At 72.8% G+C, this 16643-nt stretch carries 14 protein-coding genes; 9 read left to right on the top strand and 5 right to left on the bottom strand.

Features of this window, described 5'->3' with window-relative positions:
• Positions 1-104: 104 nt before the first annotated feature.
• From IF23_RS31560 to IF23_RS0122655, 5 genes are all read left to right on the top strand, one after another.
• The gene (locus IF23_RS31560; RefSeq protein ID WP_078654186.1) at positions 105-1871 is read left to right on the top strand and encodes a molybdopterin molybdotransferase MoeA; all 1767 of its coding nucleotides are present in this window, start codon (positions 105-107) and stop codon (positions 1869-1871) included.
• Positions 1868-3010 carry a potassium channel family protein gene (locus IF23_RS0122640; protein WP_030286519.1) on the top strand — a complete coding sequence of 381 codons (1143 nt, stop codon included), beginning with the start codon at positions 1868-1870 and terminating at the stop codon, positions 3008-3010. The genes IF23_RS31560 and IF23_RS0122640 overlap by 4 nt, the downstream gene beginning before the upstream one ends.
• Before the next feature lie 236 nt (positions 3011-3246).
• Positions 3247-4224, top strand: a complete 978-nt coding sequence (locus IF23_RS0122645) for an NAD(P)H-quinone oxidoreductase (protein WP_030286521.1) — start codon at positions 3247-3249, stop codon at positions 4222-4224.
• 340 nt (positions 4225-4564) lie between these two features.
• Positions 4565-5392, top strand: a complete 828-nt coding sequence (locus IF23_RS34160) for a hypothetical protein (RefSeq protein ID WP_157848063.1) — start codon at positions 4565-4567, stop codon at positions 5390-5392.
• A gap of 210 nt (positions 5393-5602) precedes the next feature.
• Positions 5603-6163 (top strand): bacterial proteasome activator family protein, encoded by a 561-nt coding sequence (locus IF23_RS0122655; RefSeq protein WP_030286525.1) that lies wholly within the window; start codon positions 5603-5605, stop codon positions 6161-6163.
• Positions 6164-6247: 84 nt separating this feature from the next.
• Here the strand turns inward: IF23_RS0122655 and IF23_RS0122660 are convergent, their stop codons facing one another.
• Complete coding sequence (locus tag IF23_RS0122660; RefSeq protein WP_030286527.1) at positions 6248-7924, bottom strand: protein kinase domain-containing protein; 1677 nt, start codon at positions 7922-7924, stop codon at positions 6248-6250.
• A 331-nt stretch (positions 7925-8255) separates the two neighbouring features.
• On the opposite strand from IF23_RS0122660, the gene IF23_RS0122665 reads away from it, so the two are divergent.
• Complete coding sequence (locus IF23_RS0122665; protein ID WP_030286529.1) at positions 8256-9878, top strand: protein kinase domain-containing protein; 1623 nt, start codon at positions 8256-8258, stop codon at positions 9876-9878.
• Positions 9879-9951: 73 nt separating this feature from the next.
• Here the strand turns inward: IF23_RS0122665 and IF23_RS0122670 are convergent, their stop codons facing one another.
• The 3 genes from IF23_RS0122670 to IF23_RS0122680 form a co-directional block, all read right to left on the bottom strand.
• The gene (locus IF23_RS0122670; protein ID WP_030286531.1) at positions 9952-10995 is read right to left on the bottom strand and encodes a phosphotransferase; all 1044 of its coding nucleotides are present in this window, start codon (positions 10993-10995) and stop codon (positions 9952-9954) included.
• A gap of 15 nt (positions 10996-11010) precedes the next feature.
• Positions 11011-11436 (bottom strand): pyridoxamine 5'-phosphate oxidase family protein, encoded by a 426-nt coding sequence (locus IF23_RS0122675; RefSeq protein WP_030286533.1) that lies wholly within the window; start codon positions 11434-11436, stop codon positions 11011-11013.
• A 98-nt stretch (positions 11437-11534) separates the two neighbouring features.
• Positions 11535-12191, bottom strand: a complete 657-nt coding sequence (locus IF23_RS0122680; RefSeq protein ID WP_030286535.1) for a response regulator — start codon at positions 12189-12191, stop codon at positions 11535-11537.
• 327 nt (positions 12192-12518) lie between these two features.
• Here IF23_RS0122680 and pdhA point away from each other — a divergent pair, with 327 nt between their 5' ends.
• From pdhA to IF23_RS0122695, 3 genes are read left to right on the top strand one after another with little or no spacing between them, the layout of a single operon-like run.
• Positions 12519-13709: a pyruvate dehydrogenase (acetyl-transferring) E1 component subunit alpha gene (gene pdhA, locus IF23_RS0122685; protein ID WP_030286537.1), complete on the top strand. Its 1191-nt coding sequence runs from the start codon at positions 12519-12521 to the stop codon at positions 13707-13709.
• Between the two features lie 2 nt (positions 13710-13711).
• Positions 13712-14695, top strand: coding sequence for an alpha-ketoacid dehydrogenase subunit beta (locus tag IF23_RS0122690; protein WP_030286538.1), 984 nt, complete (start codon positions 13712-13714; stop codon positions 14693-14695).
• A 22-nt stretch (positions 14696-14717) separates the two neighbouring features.
• Positions 14718-16172, top strand: a complete 1455-nt coding sequence (locus tag IF23_RS0122695) for a dihydrolipoamide acetyltransferase family protein (protein ID WP_030286540.1) — start codon at positions 14718-14720, stop codon at positions 16170-16172.
• A gap of 91 nt (positions 16173-16263) precedes the next feature.
• On the opposite strand, the gene IF23_RS34525 is transcribed toward IF23_RS0122695, so the two are convergent.
• Positions 16264-16440 (bottom strand): hypothetical protein, encoded by a 177-nt coding sequence (locus IF23_RS34525; protein WP_169750027.1) that lies wholly within the window; start codon positions 16438-16440, stop codon positions 16264-16266.
• Positions 16441-16643 lie beyond the last annotated feature (203 nt).

Here is a 16643-nt window from a genome sequence, read left to right on the forward strand (position 1 = left end):
GCGGCGCCGCGGTTTCCCGTGCGTCCTCCGGCGTGCCGACCGCCGCGGCCGTCAGCCGGAGCGGCGACGGCCCGCTGGACTCCTGGGTGTCGGTCCTCGGCCCGATGGCACTCGGCCCGGCGCAGCCCGGCCGGGCGGGGCACGGCGGCGCCGGTGCGGCGGCTTCGGCGCCGGTGGCGTCGGACGGTTCCGCCACGGGCGGCCCGGGGGCGGCGGGGCACAGCGGCTCCGGCACGGCTTCCGGGCCCGCGGCCACCGGCGGTTCCGGTACGCGGCCCGGCGGTGCGGCACCGGGCGGCACCGCGTCTCCGGCGGCGGACGGCCCGGTCTCCGGCCGCGCCACCGACGCTCTCACCGGCAGCGCCGACGACAGCAACGCCGCTTCCGCCGGGAACGCGCGCACCGGGAACGGCGCGGACGGCCCCATGCCGCCCGCGGACCGCCCTGCCTCCGGCAGCTCTTCCGCCGCCGACGCCCTCCCGACCTCGGGCGACGGCCCCACGCCCGGCACCCGTCGCCCCCGGCGCCGGACGGCCGCCCCTGTCCCCTGGCCGGTCGCCCGGGAGCGGGCCGCGCGGGCGGCCGACGGACCCCGGGCTCCGGAATCCTGTGTGCCGGAGGACGCGCTGGGGCGGACGCTGGCGGAGCCGCTGACCGCGCTGACCGACCTGCCGCCGTTCGACACCTCGGCCATGGACGGCTGGGCCGTCTCCGGACCCGGGCCCTGGGACCTCGACCGCGCGGCCGGTGGCGACGGTTCCGACCGGGGAATCCTTGCCGGTCACGCCGCCACGACGCTGGCCGACGGGCACGCCGTCGCCATCGCCACCGGGGCGCGGGTCCCGGACGGCGCCACCGCGGTGCTGCGCAGTGAGCACGGCGAGGTGCACGACCGCGGCGACAGGCGGGTCCGGCTCGCCGCATCGCGTGCCGTCCCGCTCGGCCAGGACATCCGGCCCCGCGGCCAGGAGTGCGGCCACGGCGAACCGCTGCTCCCGGCGGGTGTGCCGGTGACGCCCGCCGTACTCGGGCTGGCCGCGGCCGCCGGGTACGACCGGCTGACGGCCCACCCCCGCCCCCGCGTCGAGGTACTGGTCCTGGGCGACGAACTGCTCGGGCACGGGCTGCCGCGGGAGGGCCGGATCCGGGACGCCCTCGGTCCGATGCTCGGCCCCTGGCTGCGGGCACTGGGCGCCGACGCCCTCGCACCCCGGCCGCTCGGCGACGACGCCGACGCCCTCCACGCGGCGATCACCGGCTCCACCGCCGATGTCGTCCTCACCACCGGCGGCACCGCTTCCGGCCCCGTCGACCACGTCCACCCGGCGCTGCACCGGATCGGCGCCGAGGTGCTGGTCGACGGTGTGGCGGTCCGCCCCGGGCACCCGATGCTGCTGGCCAGGATCGCCCCGGGACGGCACCTCGTGGGGCTGCCCGGCAACCCGCTCGCCGCGGTCTCCGGACTGCTGACCCTGGCCGAGCCGCTGCTGCGGACCCTCGCCGCCCGGCCGCCCGCGACGCCGTCCCGTGCCCCGCTGGGCGCGGCGGTGGCCGGGCATCCGCACGACACCCGGCTCGTCCCGGTCGCCTACGCCGACGACCCCCGCCACGGCCGTACCGCGACGCCGCTGCCGTTCCACGGACCGGCCATGCTGCGCGGTATCGCCGCCGCCGACGCGCTGGCCGTCGTCCCGCCCGGCGGCGCCGACCGGGGCGACCTGGTCGACCTACTGGAGCTGCCCTGGCCGACGGGGAGCGCGGCGTACGGCCCGGAGGGTGCCGGGCCGTCGTACGGACCCGGCGCACACCCCGGCGACGGCCGTCCCGTACGCTCCACCTTTTCCGCACCCCCGACCGGAGGCGCCGCGTGAAGCTCCCCTCCTACGACGCCGCGGCGCGCGAGGTCCCCGAGGACAACTCCCGCCGGGTCATGCTGCCACGCCGGACACCCGTGGAGCCGATCCGGCAGGTCGCCAGACGGCTCCTGATGGCGCTGCTCGTCCTCATCGCGACGGTCTTCATCGTCTGGATAGACCGCGACGAGTACCACGACAGCGCCAACAACACCGTCGACTTCCTCGACTGCGTCTACTACGCCACCGTCACGCTCTCCACCACCGGATACGGCGACATCGTCCCGTACGGCGACACGGCACGGCTGCTGAACATCGTGCTGATCACGCCGCTGCGGGTGCTCTTTCTGATCATCCTGGTCGGCACCACACTGGAGGTGCTGACGGAACGCACCCGTGAGCAGTGGCAACTGAAACGCTGGAGAAGAACCTTGCGTGACCACACCGTCGTCGTCGGATTCGGCACCAAGGGCCGGTCCGCCGTCCAGACTCTCTGCGCCACCGGACTGACCCGCGAGCGCATCGTCATCGTCGACCCGAGCCCGAAGGTGATCGACTCCGCCGTCGCCGAGGGGTTCGTGGGCGTGGTCGGCGACGCCACCCGCAGCGATGTCCTCGTCCGCGCGGAGATCCAGCGTGCCCTTCAGGTCGTCATCGCCACCCAGCGCGACGACACCGCGGTGCTCGTCGCGCTCACCGCGCGGCAGCTGAACAAGAAGGCCAACATCGTCGCCGCGGTACGGGAGGAGGAGAACGCCCCGCTGCTGCGGCAGTCCGGCGCCGACTCCGTGATCACCTCGGCCAGCGCCGCCGGGCGGCTGCTGGGCCTCTCCGTCCACAGCCCCAGTGCCGGAACGGTCATGGAGGACCTCATCCAACAGGGCAGCGGTCTCGACCTGGTCGAGCGCCCGGTCGTGAAGTCCGAGGTCGGCAAGTCGGTACGGGAGACCGATGACCTGGTCGTCTCCGTGCTGCGCGGCCACCGGCTCCTCGGATACGACGACCCGGCGGCCAGCCCGCTGCAGGCCGCCGACCGGCTGATCACGATCGTCCGTGCCGCCGCCGCGGAGGAGAGCGATCTGTCGGGCAAGCCGGGTGCGCCCAAGGCGCCGCTGCCGGGCTCCGGCGTCTCCCCGATGCGCCGCGCCGACGACTGACCGCTCACCCCTCCGGCCGGGTTTCCGGCTTGCGATCCGGCTCGTTTCACGTGAAACGAGCCGTTTCACGTGAAACACGGTGGGCCGGAGGGCCTGTCAACTCCCTTACCGCTCGGCCTGTTTCACGTGAAACAGGCCGAGCGGTTTCGTCGTGGGGCGTCCCTTCGGGGGCCGTACGGGCGTCGGCGGTGCGTGCACTGTCGCTGCGGGCACCCTCGGCGAGTAGCCTCGCGGCCATGCGAGCGATCACCATTCCCGAACCCGGTGGCCCCGAAGCCCTCGTCTGGGCCGAGGTGCCCGATCCGCAGCCCGCCGAGGGCGAGATCCTGATCGACGTCGCGGCGAGCGCCGTCAACCGCGCCGATCTGCTGCAACGCCAGGGCTTCTACGACCCGCCGCCCGGCTCCTCCCCGTACCCCGGACTGGAGTGCGCGGGCCGGATCGCGGCCCTCGGCCCGGGCGTGCACGGCTGGGCGGTCGGCGACGAGGTCTGTGCGTTGCTGGCCGGTGGTGGTTACGCGGAGAAGGTGGCGGTCCCGGCCGGTCAGGTCCTGCCGCTGCCGGACGGTGTCGACCTGGTGACCGCTGCCGCGTTGCCCGAGGTCGCCTGCACCGTGTGGTCCAACGTTTTCATGATCGCGCACCTGCGTCCCGGCGAGACGCTGCTGGTCCACGGCGGGTCCAGCGGTATCGGCACCATGGCGATCCAACTCGCCAAGGCGGTCGGCGCCCGTGTCGTGGTCACCGCGGGGAACGCGGAAAAGCTGGCGCGCTGTGCGGAGTTGGGCGCCGATGTGCTCATCGACTACCACCAGCAGGACTTCGTGGCGGAGGTGCGTGAGGCCACCGGTGGCAAGGGCGCCGATGTCATCCTCGACATCGTCGGCGCGAAGTACCTGGAGCGGAATGTGAAGGCGCTGGCCGTCAACGGCCGCCTCGCCATCATCGGTATGCAGGGCGGGGTGAAGGCGGAGCTGAACATCGGCGCCCTGCTGGCCAAGCGCGCCGCGATCACCGCTGCCGGACTGCGCGCCCGTCCGCTGCAGGAGAAGGCGGCGATCGTGGCGGCGGTCCGCGAACACGTCTGGCCGCTGATCGGTAACGGCCAGATCCGCCCGGTCGTCGACCGCACCCTCCCGATGGCGGACGCCGCCGAGGCCCACCGCGTGGTCGACGCGAGCAGCCATATCGGCAAGGTCGTCCTGACGGTCTGAGCGACGGCCGCAGCGGCAGCGCTATCGCGACGGGCGGCGGCGCGGCCGGTTCCTGAGCCCGGTGCCGGTGCCGGTGCCGAACCCCCTGGCACCGGCACCGGACGTATCGGTGCCAGGGCTCCGGCCTCGGCGTGGGTCTCCGCCCGTACTCCGTCCCCGGCGCACGGCCCGCCGCCCGCCGTCACCCGGCTGCCACCGCCCGATGGCCCGCCTCCCGGCCCGATCCGGGCCGGTCCATGCCCCGCCCCTCCCCCACCCGGACCGCCCGAGATGCCGGAATTGTGGTGACGTGTGACGCTGAGTTGGTCACATGGCGGCTCGGCACGGGAGGGGCACATCCGTGGCTCGAATCCCTACGCGTATCCCCGGCGGCCTGCTGGTGGTCACGGTGGTCCTGCCCTTCTCCCTGGCGCTCGGCACGGTGACGGCCCATGCAGCCGCGCCCCTGGGGCAGGGAGCGCTGCGCACATCCCGGGCCCTCGCGCCCGGGACACCGGAGGTCCGGGACCCCCAGCTCGCCGAGCGGAGGCACCTCCCGGGTGAGAGGCCCGGCCTGTTCGGCCTCCCCGACGCCTTCGGGGCCACCGGCATCGGAGACCTCGCGTCGGACTTCACCGAGCTGCCCGGACAGGACGCGCTGCCCGGCGGACCCCCACGGCCACACCACCCCGCCAAGGACACGGCAGGCCCACCACGGCCACACGTACCGCCGCACAAGCCGCACCGGCCACCAGCTCCCACGCCACCCGCCCCGCCCGCGCCGGGCTCCGCCGCCCCACACCCACCAGCCCCGCCCACGCACACACCCGCCCCCCCCCGCCCCCCGGACGACCGCCCGGCCAGCGCCACCCCGCACCACGAAGCAGCCCCGTCGCACCACCCCACACACCGCCGCCCCGCCGCCCCGCCACACCGCCCGAAGCGGGTGCCGGTCTCCGTACCGCGTCCGGTCCCGGCGGAGGAGCCCCCCGCGCCGAGCTCCCGGACGGTCCAGGAGGCGGACGACCACCAGGCGCCGGACGCCCAGGCCGAACCGCAGTCCGACGGCAGCACGTACCCCTTCGCCGGGACGGGCACCCACGCCGAGCGGGTGCTCCCGATGGGCGCGGGGATGGCGCTCACCGGCCTGGGGCTGGCCTTTCTCGGGCTCCGGCTGCGGCGCGGCTGACCCGGCGGCCCGGACCGGTACGCCGTTTCACGTGAAACACCACCGGCGGCCCCCGCCCCGACCGGCCGCGCACCCCCGAAACGCGCTCTCCCCCGCACACCGGCCCGCGCTCACCGCCGCTCCCGCAGCCCCGGCCCGGCGCCCCGGCCGACCGTTGCGGCGTGGTGGGGTCACCGCCTCCGGCGTACCCGTGTACGAGAGAATGGCGGTATGGATATGCCGATGAACGAACGGTCGCAGGAGAACCAGCACGTCCTGGTAGTCGGCCCGGACGGCATGGCGCTGGGCAGCGCCGCCGCCGGAGGCGGCGAGGGCGACGGGGAGTCCCGGGAGACCCCCGTGACGGACATGGTCGAGCAGCCCGCCAAGGTCATGCGGATCGGCAGCATGATCAAGCAGCTGCTGGAAGAGGTGAAGGCCGCGCCGCTCGACGAGGCCAGCCGGGTCCGCCTCAAGGAGATCCACGCCAGCTCGGTGAAGGAGCTGGAGGACGGGCTCGCGCCCGAGCTGGTCGAGGAGCTGGAGCGGCTGTCCCTGCCGTTCACCGACGAGTCGGTGCCCACCGACTCGGAGCTCCGTATCGCCCAGGCGCAGCTGGTCGGCTGGCTGGAGGGGCTCTTCCACGGCATCCAGACCGCGCTGTTCGCCCAGCAGATGGCCGCCCGTGCCCAGTTGGAGACGATGCGCCGCGCGCTGCCGCCCGGCGCCGCCCCCGTCGACGAGAGCGAGCAGCCCGGCCACGGCGGCGCCCGCTCCGGCCCCTACCTCTGAGCGGCGGCGGGACCGCCGGGGAACCACGAAGGGCCGGGCACACACTCCGTGTGCCCGGCCCTTCGGCGTCCGTGTGGCCGCCGCTCAGTCGCTGTGGCCGGTGGAGACCGTCAGCTCCAGCGGCTCGCCGCTCTCCGGGTCCCAGGTGCTGAAGCCGGTCGGCGTCTGCTTGGTGATGGTGTTCTTCCCCCAGAGGGAGTCGTTCTGCTCCTTGACGGTGTACTTCCAGTCCGCCGCGTCCATGCACGCCTTCACCGATTCCAGGTTCCGGAACAGGAAGGACGGGACGTAGATCTTGCGCTTCTCGCCGTAGGGGTGTGAGGGGTTGGTGCAGAGGCTGGTCTGGACCGTCGCGGACTTGTCCTCGGGCCGGGTGCTGGCCGTCGAGGTGGCCTCGGGGGCGGAGTACGCCGAGGTCGAGGAGTCGTCCGCGACGTTCTTGTTGTTGTCGCTGCCGTTACCGGCGCTCAGCCCGATACCGATCGCGATGGCGGTCACCACCACCACACCCACGATCGTCGCGACGATGATCACCGGGGTGTTGCTCTTGCGGGGGCGCGGTCCGCCGTTCGCCGGCGGCATCGTCGGCGGCGCCCCGGGCGGCGGGGTGAACGGTGCCGGGGTCGGCGCCTGCGCCGGGTATCCGCCCGCGTTGTACGGCGCGGGGCCGGGTGCCGGGGTCGGGAAGGCGTTGTTCACCGGCGGCGGCGTCGACGGGCCGTACCCGGGCGTCGGCATCGGCTGGTACGGCTGCTGGACGTTGGGCGGCGCGGGGGTGGCCGGGGTGCCGGTCGCCATCGGGAAGACCGCCGAGGAGACGGACGAGCCGCTGGTGCGCGCCCGCGGGCCCTCGCTGATGATCAGCGGCGAACCGCCGGACTGCGCGGAACCGGCGATCCGCAGGCACTCGTCCTGCATCGCCTCCGCCGTGGGGAACCGCTCGTTGGGGTTCTTCTTGAGCGCCCGGGCCACCAGCGCGTCCACCGCCGGGGGGATCGACTGGTTGATGCTCGACGGGAGCGGCGGCTCCTCCTGCACATGCGCGTAGGCGATGGCGAGCGGGGAGTCCGCGTCGAACGGCAGCTGCCCGGTGAGCAGCTCGAAGAGCATGATGCCGACGGAGTAGAGGTCCGAGCGGGCGTCCACGCCGCGGCCCAGCGCCTGCTCCGGCGAGAGGTACTGCGGGGTGCCGACGACCATGCCGGTCTGTGTCATCGATGTCACACCGGACTGCATGGCGCGGGCGATGCCGAAGTCCATGACCTTGACGACGTTCCGCTTGGTCAGCATGACGTTGCCCGGCTTGATGTCCCGGTGGACCAGGCCCATCTCATGGCTCGCCTCCAGCGCGGCGAGCACATCGGCGGTGATCTTCAACGCTTTCTGCGTCGGCATCGCGCCGTGCTGGGCGATGTCGCCGTCCAGCTCCGAGCGGAGCGGCTGGCCGGAGACGTACTCCATGACGATGTACGGCACCATGCCGCCGTCGAGCTCGTCCTCGCCGGAGTCGAAGACGGAGACGATGTTGGTGTGGGTCAGCTTCGCGACGGACTGCGCCTCGCGCCGGAAACGCTCGCGAAATGCCTGCTCACGGCCGAGTTCGCTGTGCAGGGTCTTGATCGCGACCTCGCGGTCGAGGACGCTGTCGTAGGCGAGGTGGACGGCGGCCATGCCGCCCTCGCCGAGAAGATCACGAAGCTGGTAACGTCCCCCGCCGACCGAACGGCCCTCGTATGGGCCCTGAGCGCCGTCCTGGCTCATCGTTCCGCTTCCCCCTCGGCGCAGTGCCCGCACGTATGGCGATCAAATCCGGTGATTGCGCAGCCAAGTCTGCCCCAGGGCAGTGACACGTCAAGCTGTGTGCCCGTTCCGTGACAGTTGCGCCCGATGCCGATGGGGCGGCCCGAAGCGGTCCGCCGATGGTCAACTTGCGACGTGGGGCGGCCGGAAGGTTTGATGGCCGGTCCGCTCGGACCGGCGGGCGTTCCCGAGCCTGTAGCGTGCTCCGGAGGGGCGGTGCGATCAGCGCGTCCGTCCCGGCGAGGACCGAGACCTTACCGCTCAGGCGGATCGATTTCGACGGCGAGGACCGATGGCACCGACGCAGGGCCCCCAGGGCCCGTCCGACCCTGACGCCACCGGCTCCCACACCTCCGACGCACCGGAGACGTGGGGCAACGGCGGCCTGGTCGGCGACGGCCGCTACCGCCTCACCCACCGCCTGGGCCGCGGCGGCATGGCGGAGGTGTTCGCCGCCGAGGACGTACGGCTGGGCCGCACGGTCGCCGTGAAGCTGCTCCGCGCCGACCTGGCCGAGGACCCGGTGTCCAAGGCCCGTTTCACCCGTGAGGCACAGTCCGTCGCCGGGCTGAACCACCACGCCGTCGTCGCCGTGTACGACTCCGGCGAGGACTTCGTCGGCGGCAACACCGTGCCGTACATCGTGATGGAGCTGGTCGAGGGCCGCACCATCCGTGACCTGCTGCTCAACGCCGATGCACCGCCGCCGGACCAGGCGCTGATCATCGTCTCCGGTGTGCTGGAGGCGCTGGCCTACAGCCATCAGCACGGCATCGTGCACCGTGACATCAAGCCCGCGAACGTGATCATCACCAACAGCGGCGCCGTCAAGGTCATGGACTTCGGCATCGCCCGTGCCCTGCACGGCGCCCAGTCGACGATGACCCAGACCGGCATGGTCATGGGCACCCCGCAGTACCTCTCCCCGGAGCAGGCGCTCGGCAAGACCGTCGACACCCGCTCCGACCTGTACGCCACCGGCTGTCTGCTCTACGAACTGCTGGCGCTGCGGCCCCCGTTCACCGGTGAGACGCCGCTGTCGGTGGTCTACCAGCACGTCCAGGACATGCCGGTGCCGCCGTCGCAGGTCGCCGATGTGCCGCCGGAGCTGGACGGCCTCGTCATGCGCTCCCTGGCCAAGGACCCGGACGACCGGTTCCAGACCGCCGAGGAGATGCGCGGTCTGGTGCAGTACTCGCTGCAGATGCTGCACGAGCAGGGCGGCCACACCGGCACCTGGAGCACCGGCCCGGTCGCCGCGCACGAGGGCGCCACCTCCGCGATGGGCGTCGCCGCGACCACCGCGATGCCGCACGCGGACGCCGGGCAGACCGCCGCCAACCCGATCCTGCCGCCCGGTATGCACGCCGACGACGGGGGCTTCGAGGGCGGTCACCGGCCCGCCCGGCGCAGCCGCGGAAAGATCTGGCTGATCGCCGCGCTCGCGCTGATCGCCATCGCGGTGGGTGTGGCCTTCGCGGTGCGCAACAGCGGCAGCGGCGGCGGTTCCGCGCCCGAGACGACCAAGTCGCCCACGTCCACGTCCACCACCAAGGACGAGCAGACCGAAGAGCCCAGCGACGAGCCGACGGACGAGACCACCGAGCCCGGTGGCATCGGCGGCTACACCCCGCCGACGGAGGACACCCCGCCGCGGACCCAGGAGCCCACCACGCAGTACCCGACCGCTCCGACCACGCCGCCGCAGACGCCGCCGCCGACCACGTCGAACGGCGGCAGCAGCAACGGCGGCGCCTCCAACGGCGGTACGGACACCGGCGGTACGGACAACGGCGGTACCGACACGGGCGGTACGGACACCGGCGGCGGCACCGACACCGGTGGCGGCACCGACACCGGCGGTACGGACGCGGGCAGCACGGACGCGGGTACGGCGGCCGGCACCACCCCCTGACCGCGCCGGAGGCCCGTACCTCCCCGCACGGCCGCACGGCCCCGGACGGCGATCGCCCGTCCGGGGCCGTCGTTCATCCTGTGAACGCGTCCCGGACCGCCTGGTACTCGCGGGTCCACCACACCGCCAGCGCGGACGCGGCGGGGAACTGCGGGTCGGTACGCCGGTCGCCGAGGCGGTAGCGCCAGGTCAGCATCCAGAAGTCGTTCAGCCGCTCCCACCACACCCGGTGGACGGCCGCGGCCAGCTCCCCGGCGTCCGCGCCGCGTGCGCCGCGGTAGGCGCCCGCGTACGCCGCCACCTTCGCCAGGTCCAGCGTGCCGCAGGGCCGGACGAAGAAGATCGCGGCGGCGCGGACCGCCTCCTCGGCGCGCGGCTGGACGCCCAGCCGGTCCCAGTCGATGATCGCGGCGGGCGCGGTCCCCCGGTAGAGGACGTTGAGCGGGTGGAAGTCGCCGTGCACCCAGCCGACGGCGGCGGCGCCCGGGTCGGCGGGGCGGCGGTGGGCGTGGCGTTCCAGGAGGGCCCGGCGCTCGCGCAGCCGGTGCTCGGCCAGCTCCTCGAAGCTGGTGCGCGGGCGGGTGACCCGGGCCAGCGCCAGCAGTTCGTCGATGACGTCGAAGGTCTGCGCGGGCTCGGCGCTGGGCTGGGCGTGCGGGGCGGGGCCCGGTCGTCGCTGGGCGGGCATGACCCGTTCCAGTGCGGTGTGGACGAGGCCGAGCAGTGCGCCGAGGCGGCGGGACTGGGCGAGGGTGAGTGCGGTGCCGCCGAGGTGTTCGCCGTCGACCCAGGGGTGGAGGGCGTAGCAGCGGCCGTCGAGCACGGTGACGGTGCGGCCGTCGGCGCGGGCGAGGGGCGGGGCGAGCGGCAGTCCGAGCGCGGCGAGCCGGAGGGTGGCGCGGTGCTGGTGGGAGATGGAGCCGCGGTCCCCGTCGAGGTGGTGCTTGAGGAAGTATCTGCCGTCCGTGGTGACCAGCGTGTATCCGCGGTTGAGCAGGCCCTCGGCGACGGGCTCGCAGGAGAGCGGCTCCCCGGCGTCGGCGTAGTGGGCGAGTAAGGAGCCGAGCGTGCGGCCGTCGGGGGCAGCCGCCGTCCGGACTACAGATGAGCGCAGCACGCGCCAGATGTTAGATCACTGGCCAGGGGTCCAAGGGACGGTTCGGAAATCCGGTACATCGGTCAGGTGGTGCAAGGCGATGAATTCCGGCTCAATCCGCAGGAAAACCGGGTCGAACGGAACACCGTCCGCCAGCCGTGGCGTGCGGCCGAAACGCTGCCGTTCGACGTCGGTCGGCTCGGTGAGCCGCGCCGTTCCGGTCAGATGCACCGACCAGGCGTCCTCGGCCCCGCTGTGCAGGGTGTCCGCCTCGTACGCGACGACCGCGCCGTCCATGGCGCGGTGGTATCCGTAGCCGCTGTGCAGACGCACGAGCAGCCGGTCGCCGGTGACCAGATGCCGGGAGATCGCGGTGAAGGGCAGCGCGCGCAGGCTCGACGAGACCCGCCCGTAGGGGGTGCGGTCGAGCAGTTCCGTGGCGCGGGGGTCGTCGCAGGGCATGGCTCCCAGCCTGCCGCCGCGCGGACCGCCGCCGACAGGGGCAGCGGCCCTCACCTGGCCGGGACGTTGGTCCCGCCGGATCCGCGCGGCGGCTGCCCTCAGCGGCGCTCGGCCTGGCGCCGGGCGACATAGGCGGCGGCCTGGGAGCGGCGCTCCATGCCGAGCTTGGACAGCAGGCTGGAGACGTAGTTCTTGATCGTCTTCTCGGCGAGGTGGAGGCGCTCGCCGATGGCGCGGTTGGTCAGGCCCTCGCCGATGAGGTCGAGGATCCGGCGTTCCTGGTCGGTGAGGGAGGCCAGCTTGTCGTCGCTCTTGGTGCCGCCGCCCCGCAGCCGCTCCAGGACCTGCGCGGTGGCCACCGGGTCGAGGAGGGACTTCCCGGCGGCGACGTCGCGTACGGCGGCGAGGAGTTCGTTGCCCCGGATGGCCTTGAGGACATAACCGGCCGCACCGGCCATGATCGCATCGAAAAGGGCCTCGTCGTCCGCGAAGGACGTCAGCATCAGGCAGTTGATCTCGTCGTTCTGCGAGCGGATCTCGCGGCAGACCTCGACGCCGCTGCCGTCCGGTAGCCGGACATCGAGCACCGCGACGTCCGGTCGGGTGGCCGGGATCCTGACCAGGGCGTCTGCGGCGGTGCCGGCCTCGCCGATGACCTCGATGTCCGGTTCACCCGCCAGCATTTCGTGGACGCCACGCCGCACCACTTCATGATCGTCGAGCAGGAATACCCTGATTTTTCCATCCTCGTGCACGGCTCCAGTCTCACACACCGACCCTTCCCGTGCTCCAGGTCACCGATATAACGTGCCGGTGTCCCGGCGGCCTGCAACGCTGTGACCAGGAGTTGTTCCCAGCTTTCGCGATTTACTTGGAAATCCAAGCAAAATCGCAGGTCAGGGCCGTTTCCGCTTAGGCTTTGACAATGGGTAACGTGCGATGAGCAGGCCACTTCCGGGGCGCTTTGTTCCACCCGGATCCGGCCGCGTTCGCACACACCCCGTGCGCCGTATCGGATACCGGGTGAGCCGCAATACGGCCACCGGCGGACCCCGGGGGCCGGACAGACGGAGGAGCAGCACGTGACCGTGGAAGGCACTGCCCAGCGGAAAACCACCCGCGGCGGCAGCAAGCGCACCACCGCCAAGAAGGCGTCACCGGCCAGGAACAAGGCCACGCGCCCGGCGGAACAGGACGAGCTCGTACAACTGCTGACCCCCGAGGGGAAGCGGGTCGAGCACCCGGATTACGCGATCGACCTGTCGCCCGAGGAACTGCGCGGTCTCTACCGCGACATGGTGCTGACGCGGAAGTTCGACGCCGAGGCCACCACGCTGCAGCGCCAGGGCGAACTGGGCCTGTGGGCCTCGCTGCTCGGCCAGGAGGCGGCCCAGATCGGCTCCGGGCGGGCCCTGCGCGACGACGACTACGTCTTCCCGACCTACCGCGAGCACGGCGTCGCCTGGTGCCGCGGGGTCGACCCGACGAATCTGCTCGGCATGTTCCGCGGCGTGAATCACGGCGGCTGGGACCCGAACAGCAACAACTTCCACCTCTACACCATCGTCATCGGTTCGCAGACGCTGCACGCGACCGGATATGCGATGGGGGTGCAGAAGGACGGCGCGGATTCCGCGGTGATCGCCTATTTCGGTGACGGCGCCTCCAGCCAGGGAGATGTCGCCGAGTCGTTCACCTTCTCCGCGGTCTACAACGCCCCGGTGGTCTTCTTCTGCCAGAACAACCAGTGGGCGATTTCCGAGCCGACGGACCGCCAGACCCGGGTGCCGCTCTATCAGCGCGCCCGCGGTTTCGGATTCCCCGGCGTCCGCGTCGACGGCAACGACGTGCTGGCCTGTCTGGCCGTGACCCGGGCGGCGCTGGAGCGGGCCCGCACCGGCGAGGGTCCGATGCTGGTCGAGGCGTTCACCTACCGGATGGGCGCCCACACCACCTCCGACGACCCGACGAAGTACCGCGCCGACGAGGAGACCCGCGCCTGGGAGGCGAAGGACCCGATCCTGCGGCTGCGCCGGTACCTGGAGGCCGAGGGGCTCGTCGACGACGCCTATCTCGCCGCCGTCGAGGAGGAGAGCGAGGCGCTGGGCAAGCGGGTGCGGGACGCCGTCCGGGCGATGCCCGACCCCGACACCATGGCGATCTTCGAGAACGTCTATGCGGACGGGCATGCGCTCGTCGACGAGGAGCGCGCGCAGTTCGCCGCGTACCAGGCGTCGTTCGCCGACGCCGATGCCGCCGCGGAGGAGAACTGACCATGGCCGTCCACGAGAAGATCACCATCGCCAAGGCGATCAACGCCTCGCTGCGCGCCTCCATGGAGGCCGACCCCAAGGTCCTCGTGATGGGTGAGGACGTCGGCAAGCTCGGCGGCGTCTTCCGCGTCACCGACGGCCTCCAGAAGGACTTCGGCGAGGACCGGGTGATCGACACCCCGCTCGCCGAGTCCGGCATCGTCGGTACCGCCATCGGCCTGGCGCTGCGCGGCTACCGCCCGGTCGTGGAGATCCAGTTCGACGGGTTCGTCTTCCCCGCCTACGACCAGATCGTCACCCAGCTGGCGAAGATGCACGCCCGGGCGCTGGGCAAGGTCAAGGTGCCCGTCGTCATCCGCATCCCGTACGCGGGCGGCATCGGCGCGGTCGAGCACCACTCGGAGTCCCCGGAGGCGCTGTTCGCGCACGTCGCGGGCCTCAAGTGCGTGACGCCGTCGAACGCGTCGGACGCCTACTGGATGCTCCAGCAGGCCATCGCCGGGGACGACCCGGTCATCTACTTCGAGCCCAAGCGCCGCTACCACGACAAGTCGCGCCTGGACACCGAGGCGATCCCGGACCCGCTGCACACCGCCCGGATCGCCCGCAGCGGTTCGGACCTCACGCTCGCCGCGTACGGCCCGATGGTGAAGGTCTGCCAGGACGTCGCCAACGTCGCGGCGGAGGAGGGCAAGTCGATCGAGGTCGTCGACCTGCGGTCGCTCTCCCCCATCGACTTCGACACCGTCCAGGCGTCGGTCGAGCGGACCGGTCGGCTGGTCCTGGTGCACGAGGCGCCGGTCTTCCTGGGCGTGGGCGCCGAGATCGCCGCCCGGATCACCGAGCGCTGCTTCTACCACCTGGAGGCCCCGGTGCTGCGGGTCGGCGGCTTCCACGCGCCGTACCCGCCGTCCCGTCTGGAGGACGAGTACCTGCCGGGCCTGGACCGGGTGCTCGACGCCGTCGACCGCGCGCTGGCGTACTGAGGGGGAGAGGAGAGCCGTGACCATGACCGCAACCACCGCCTCGGCGCAGCGTTTCCGCGAGTTCAAGATGCCCGACGTGGGCGAGGGCCTCACCGAGGCCGAGATCCTCAAGTGGTACGTCCAGCCCGGTGACACCGTCACCGACGGCCAGGTCGTCTGCGAGGTCGAGACCGCGAAGGCCGCCGTCGAGCTGCCCATTCCGTACGACGGGGTGGTGCACACGCTCAACTTCGACGAGGGCACCACCGTCGACGTCGGCACCGTCATCATCTCCGTGGACACCGACCCGGGCGCCGGTCCCGCGCCGTCGGCCGGTCCCGCGCCGACCGCCGCGCCGGAGCCCGCCGAGGCCGAGGAGCCGCAGGGCCGCCAGGCGGTGCTCGTCGGCTACGGCGCCGCCCCGGCGTCGACGAAACGGCGGCCCCGCAAGGCGCAGCCGCAGCCCGCGGAGCAGTCGGTGACCGCCGGGCTCCAGGCCGAGCTGAACGGGCGGGCCGCGGTGCCCGCACCGGCCGCGCCCGCGCCCGCCCCGGTCGCCCCGGCACCGCCCGTGCCCGCCCCGGCGGTGCCCGGCGCGCCCCGGCCGCTGGCCAAGCCGCCGGTGCGCAAGCTCGCCAAGGATCTCGGCATCGACCTGGCCACGGTGGTGCCGACCGGCGTCGACGGGATCGTCACCCGCGAGGACGTGCACGCCGCCGCGGCCGCCGCGGCGCCTGTTTCACGTGAAACGACGCCGGTCTCGGCCGCGCTGCCGGAGGCGGTCGCCGTACCGTCGGCCGGGGAGACCCGGATCCCGGTCAAGGGTGTCCGCAAGGCCACCGCGCAGGCGATGGTCGCCTCCGCCTTCACCGCGCCGCATGTCACGGAGTTCGTCACCGTCGATGTGACGCGCACGATGAAGCTGGTCCAGGAGCTGAAGCAGGACCCGGACATGGCGGGGCTGCGGGTCAACCCGCTGCTCTTCGTCGCGAAGGCGTTCCTGGTCGCCCTCAAGCGGCACCCGGAGGTCAACGCCGCCTGGGACGAGGCGAACCAGGAGATCGTGCTGAAGCACGAGGTGAACCTCGGCATCGCCGCGGCCACCCCGCGCGGGCTGATCGTCCCGAACATCAAGGACGCGGGCGCCAAGACGCTGCCGCAGCTCGCCGAGGCGCTGGGCGAGCTGGTGGCGACCGCCCGCGAGGGCAAGACCTCCCCGGCGGCGATGTCCGGCGGGACCGTCACCATCACCAACGTCGGCGTCTTCGGCGTCGACACCGGTACGCCGATCCTCAACCCGGGGGAGTCGGCGATCCTCGCCTTCGGCGCGGTCAAGCTCCAGCCGTGGGTCCACAAGGGCAAGGTCAAGCCCCGTCAGGTCACCACGCTGGCGCTCTCGTTCGACCACCGGCTGATCGACGGCGAGCTGGGATCGAAGCTGCTCGCCGACATCGCGGGCGTCCTGGAGAAGCCGAAGCGGCTGATCACCTGGGGCTGACCCGGTAGCGCACGGAGAACGGCCGACCCCCGCAGCGGCGGAGGTCGGCCGTTGTGCTGTGCGTACCGCGGCGGCCGTCCGGCGGTGCGGATCAGCCGCGGATGAGTTCGACGGCGTTCCGGAGGTGGGCGACCGGGCCGGTCGGCGCGGAGGTGTCCGCGTGCGAGGCGTTGCGGACCACCGTGGTGCCGGCCCAGACGGCGGCGGCGATCAGCACCACCACGGCGGTGGTCCGGACACGGCGGGTGGTGTTCGTCCTGCTCTGCATGGTCTCTCCCCCTCGGGTGCCGGAATCTTCCCGGCGTCGTGCCTCCATTCACCCATGGATTTCGGGCCCGCCCGTACGCGTCAGGTACGGACTCGGCTCCGACTTGAGAGGGATCCCGTACCGCACCTCCGGAGGACCACCGCGTACGGAACCCCCGGCGCGGGCGGGGGCCCGGAGCGGTCAGGAAAGGACTTGCCGCAGGC

It is taken from the genome of Streptomyces catenulae (assembly GCF_000718015.1).
GTDB classification, from domain to species: domain Bacteria; phylum Actinomycetota; class Actinomycetes; order Streptomycetales; family Streptomycetaceae; genus Streptomyces; species Streptomyces catenulae.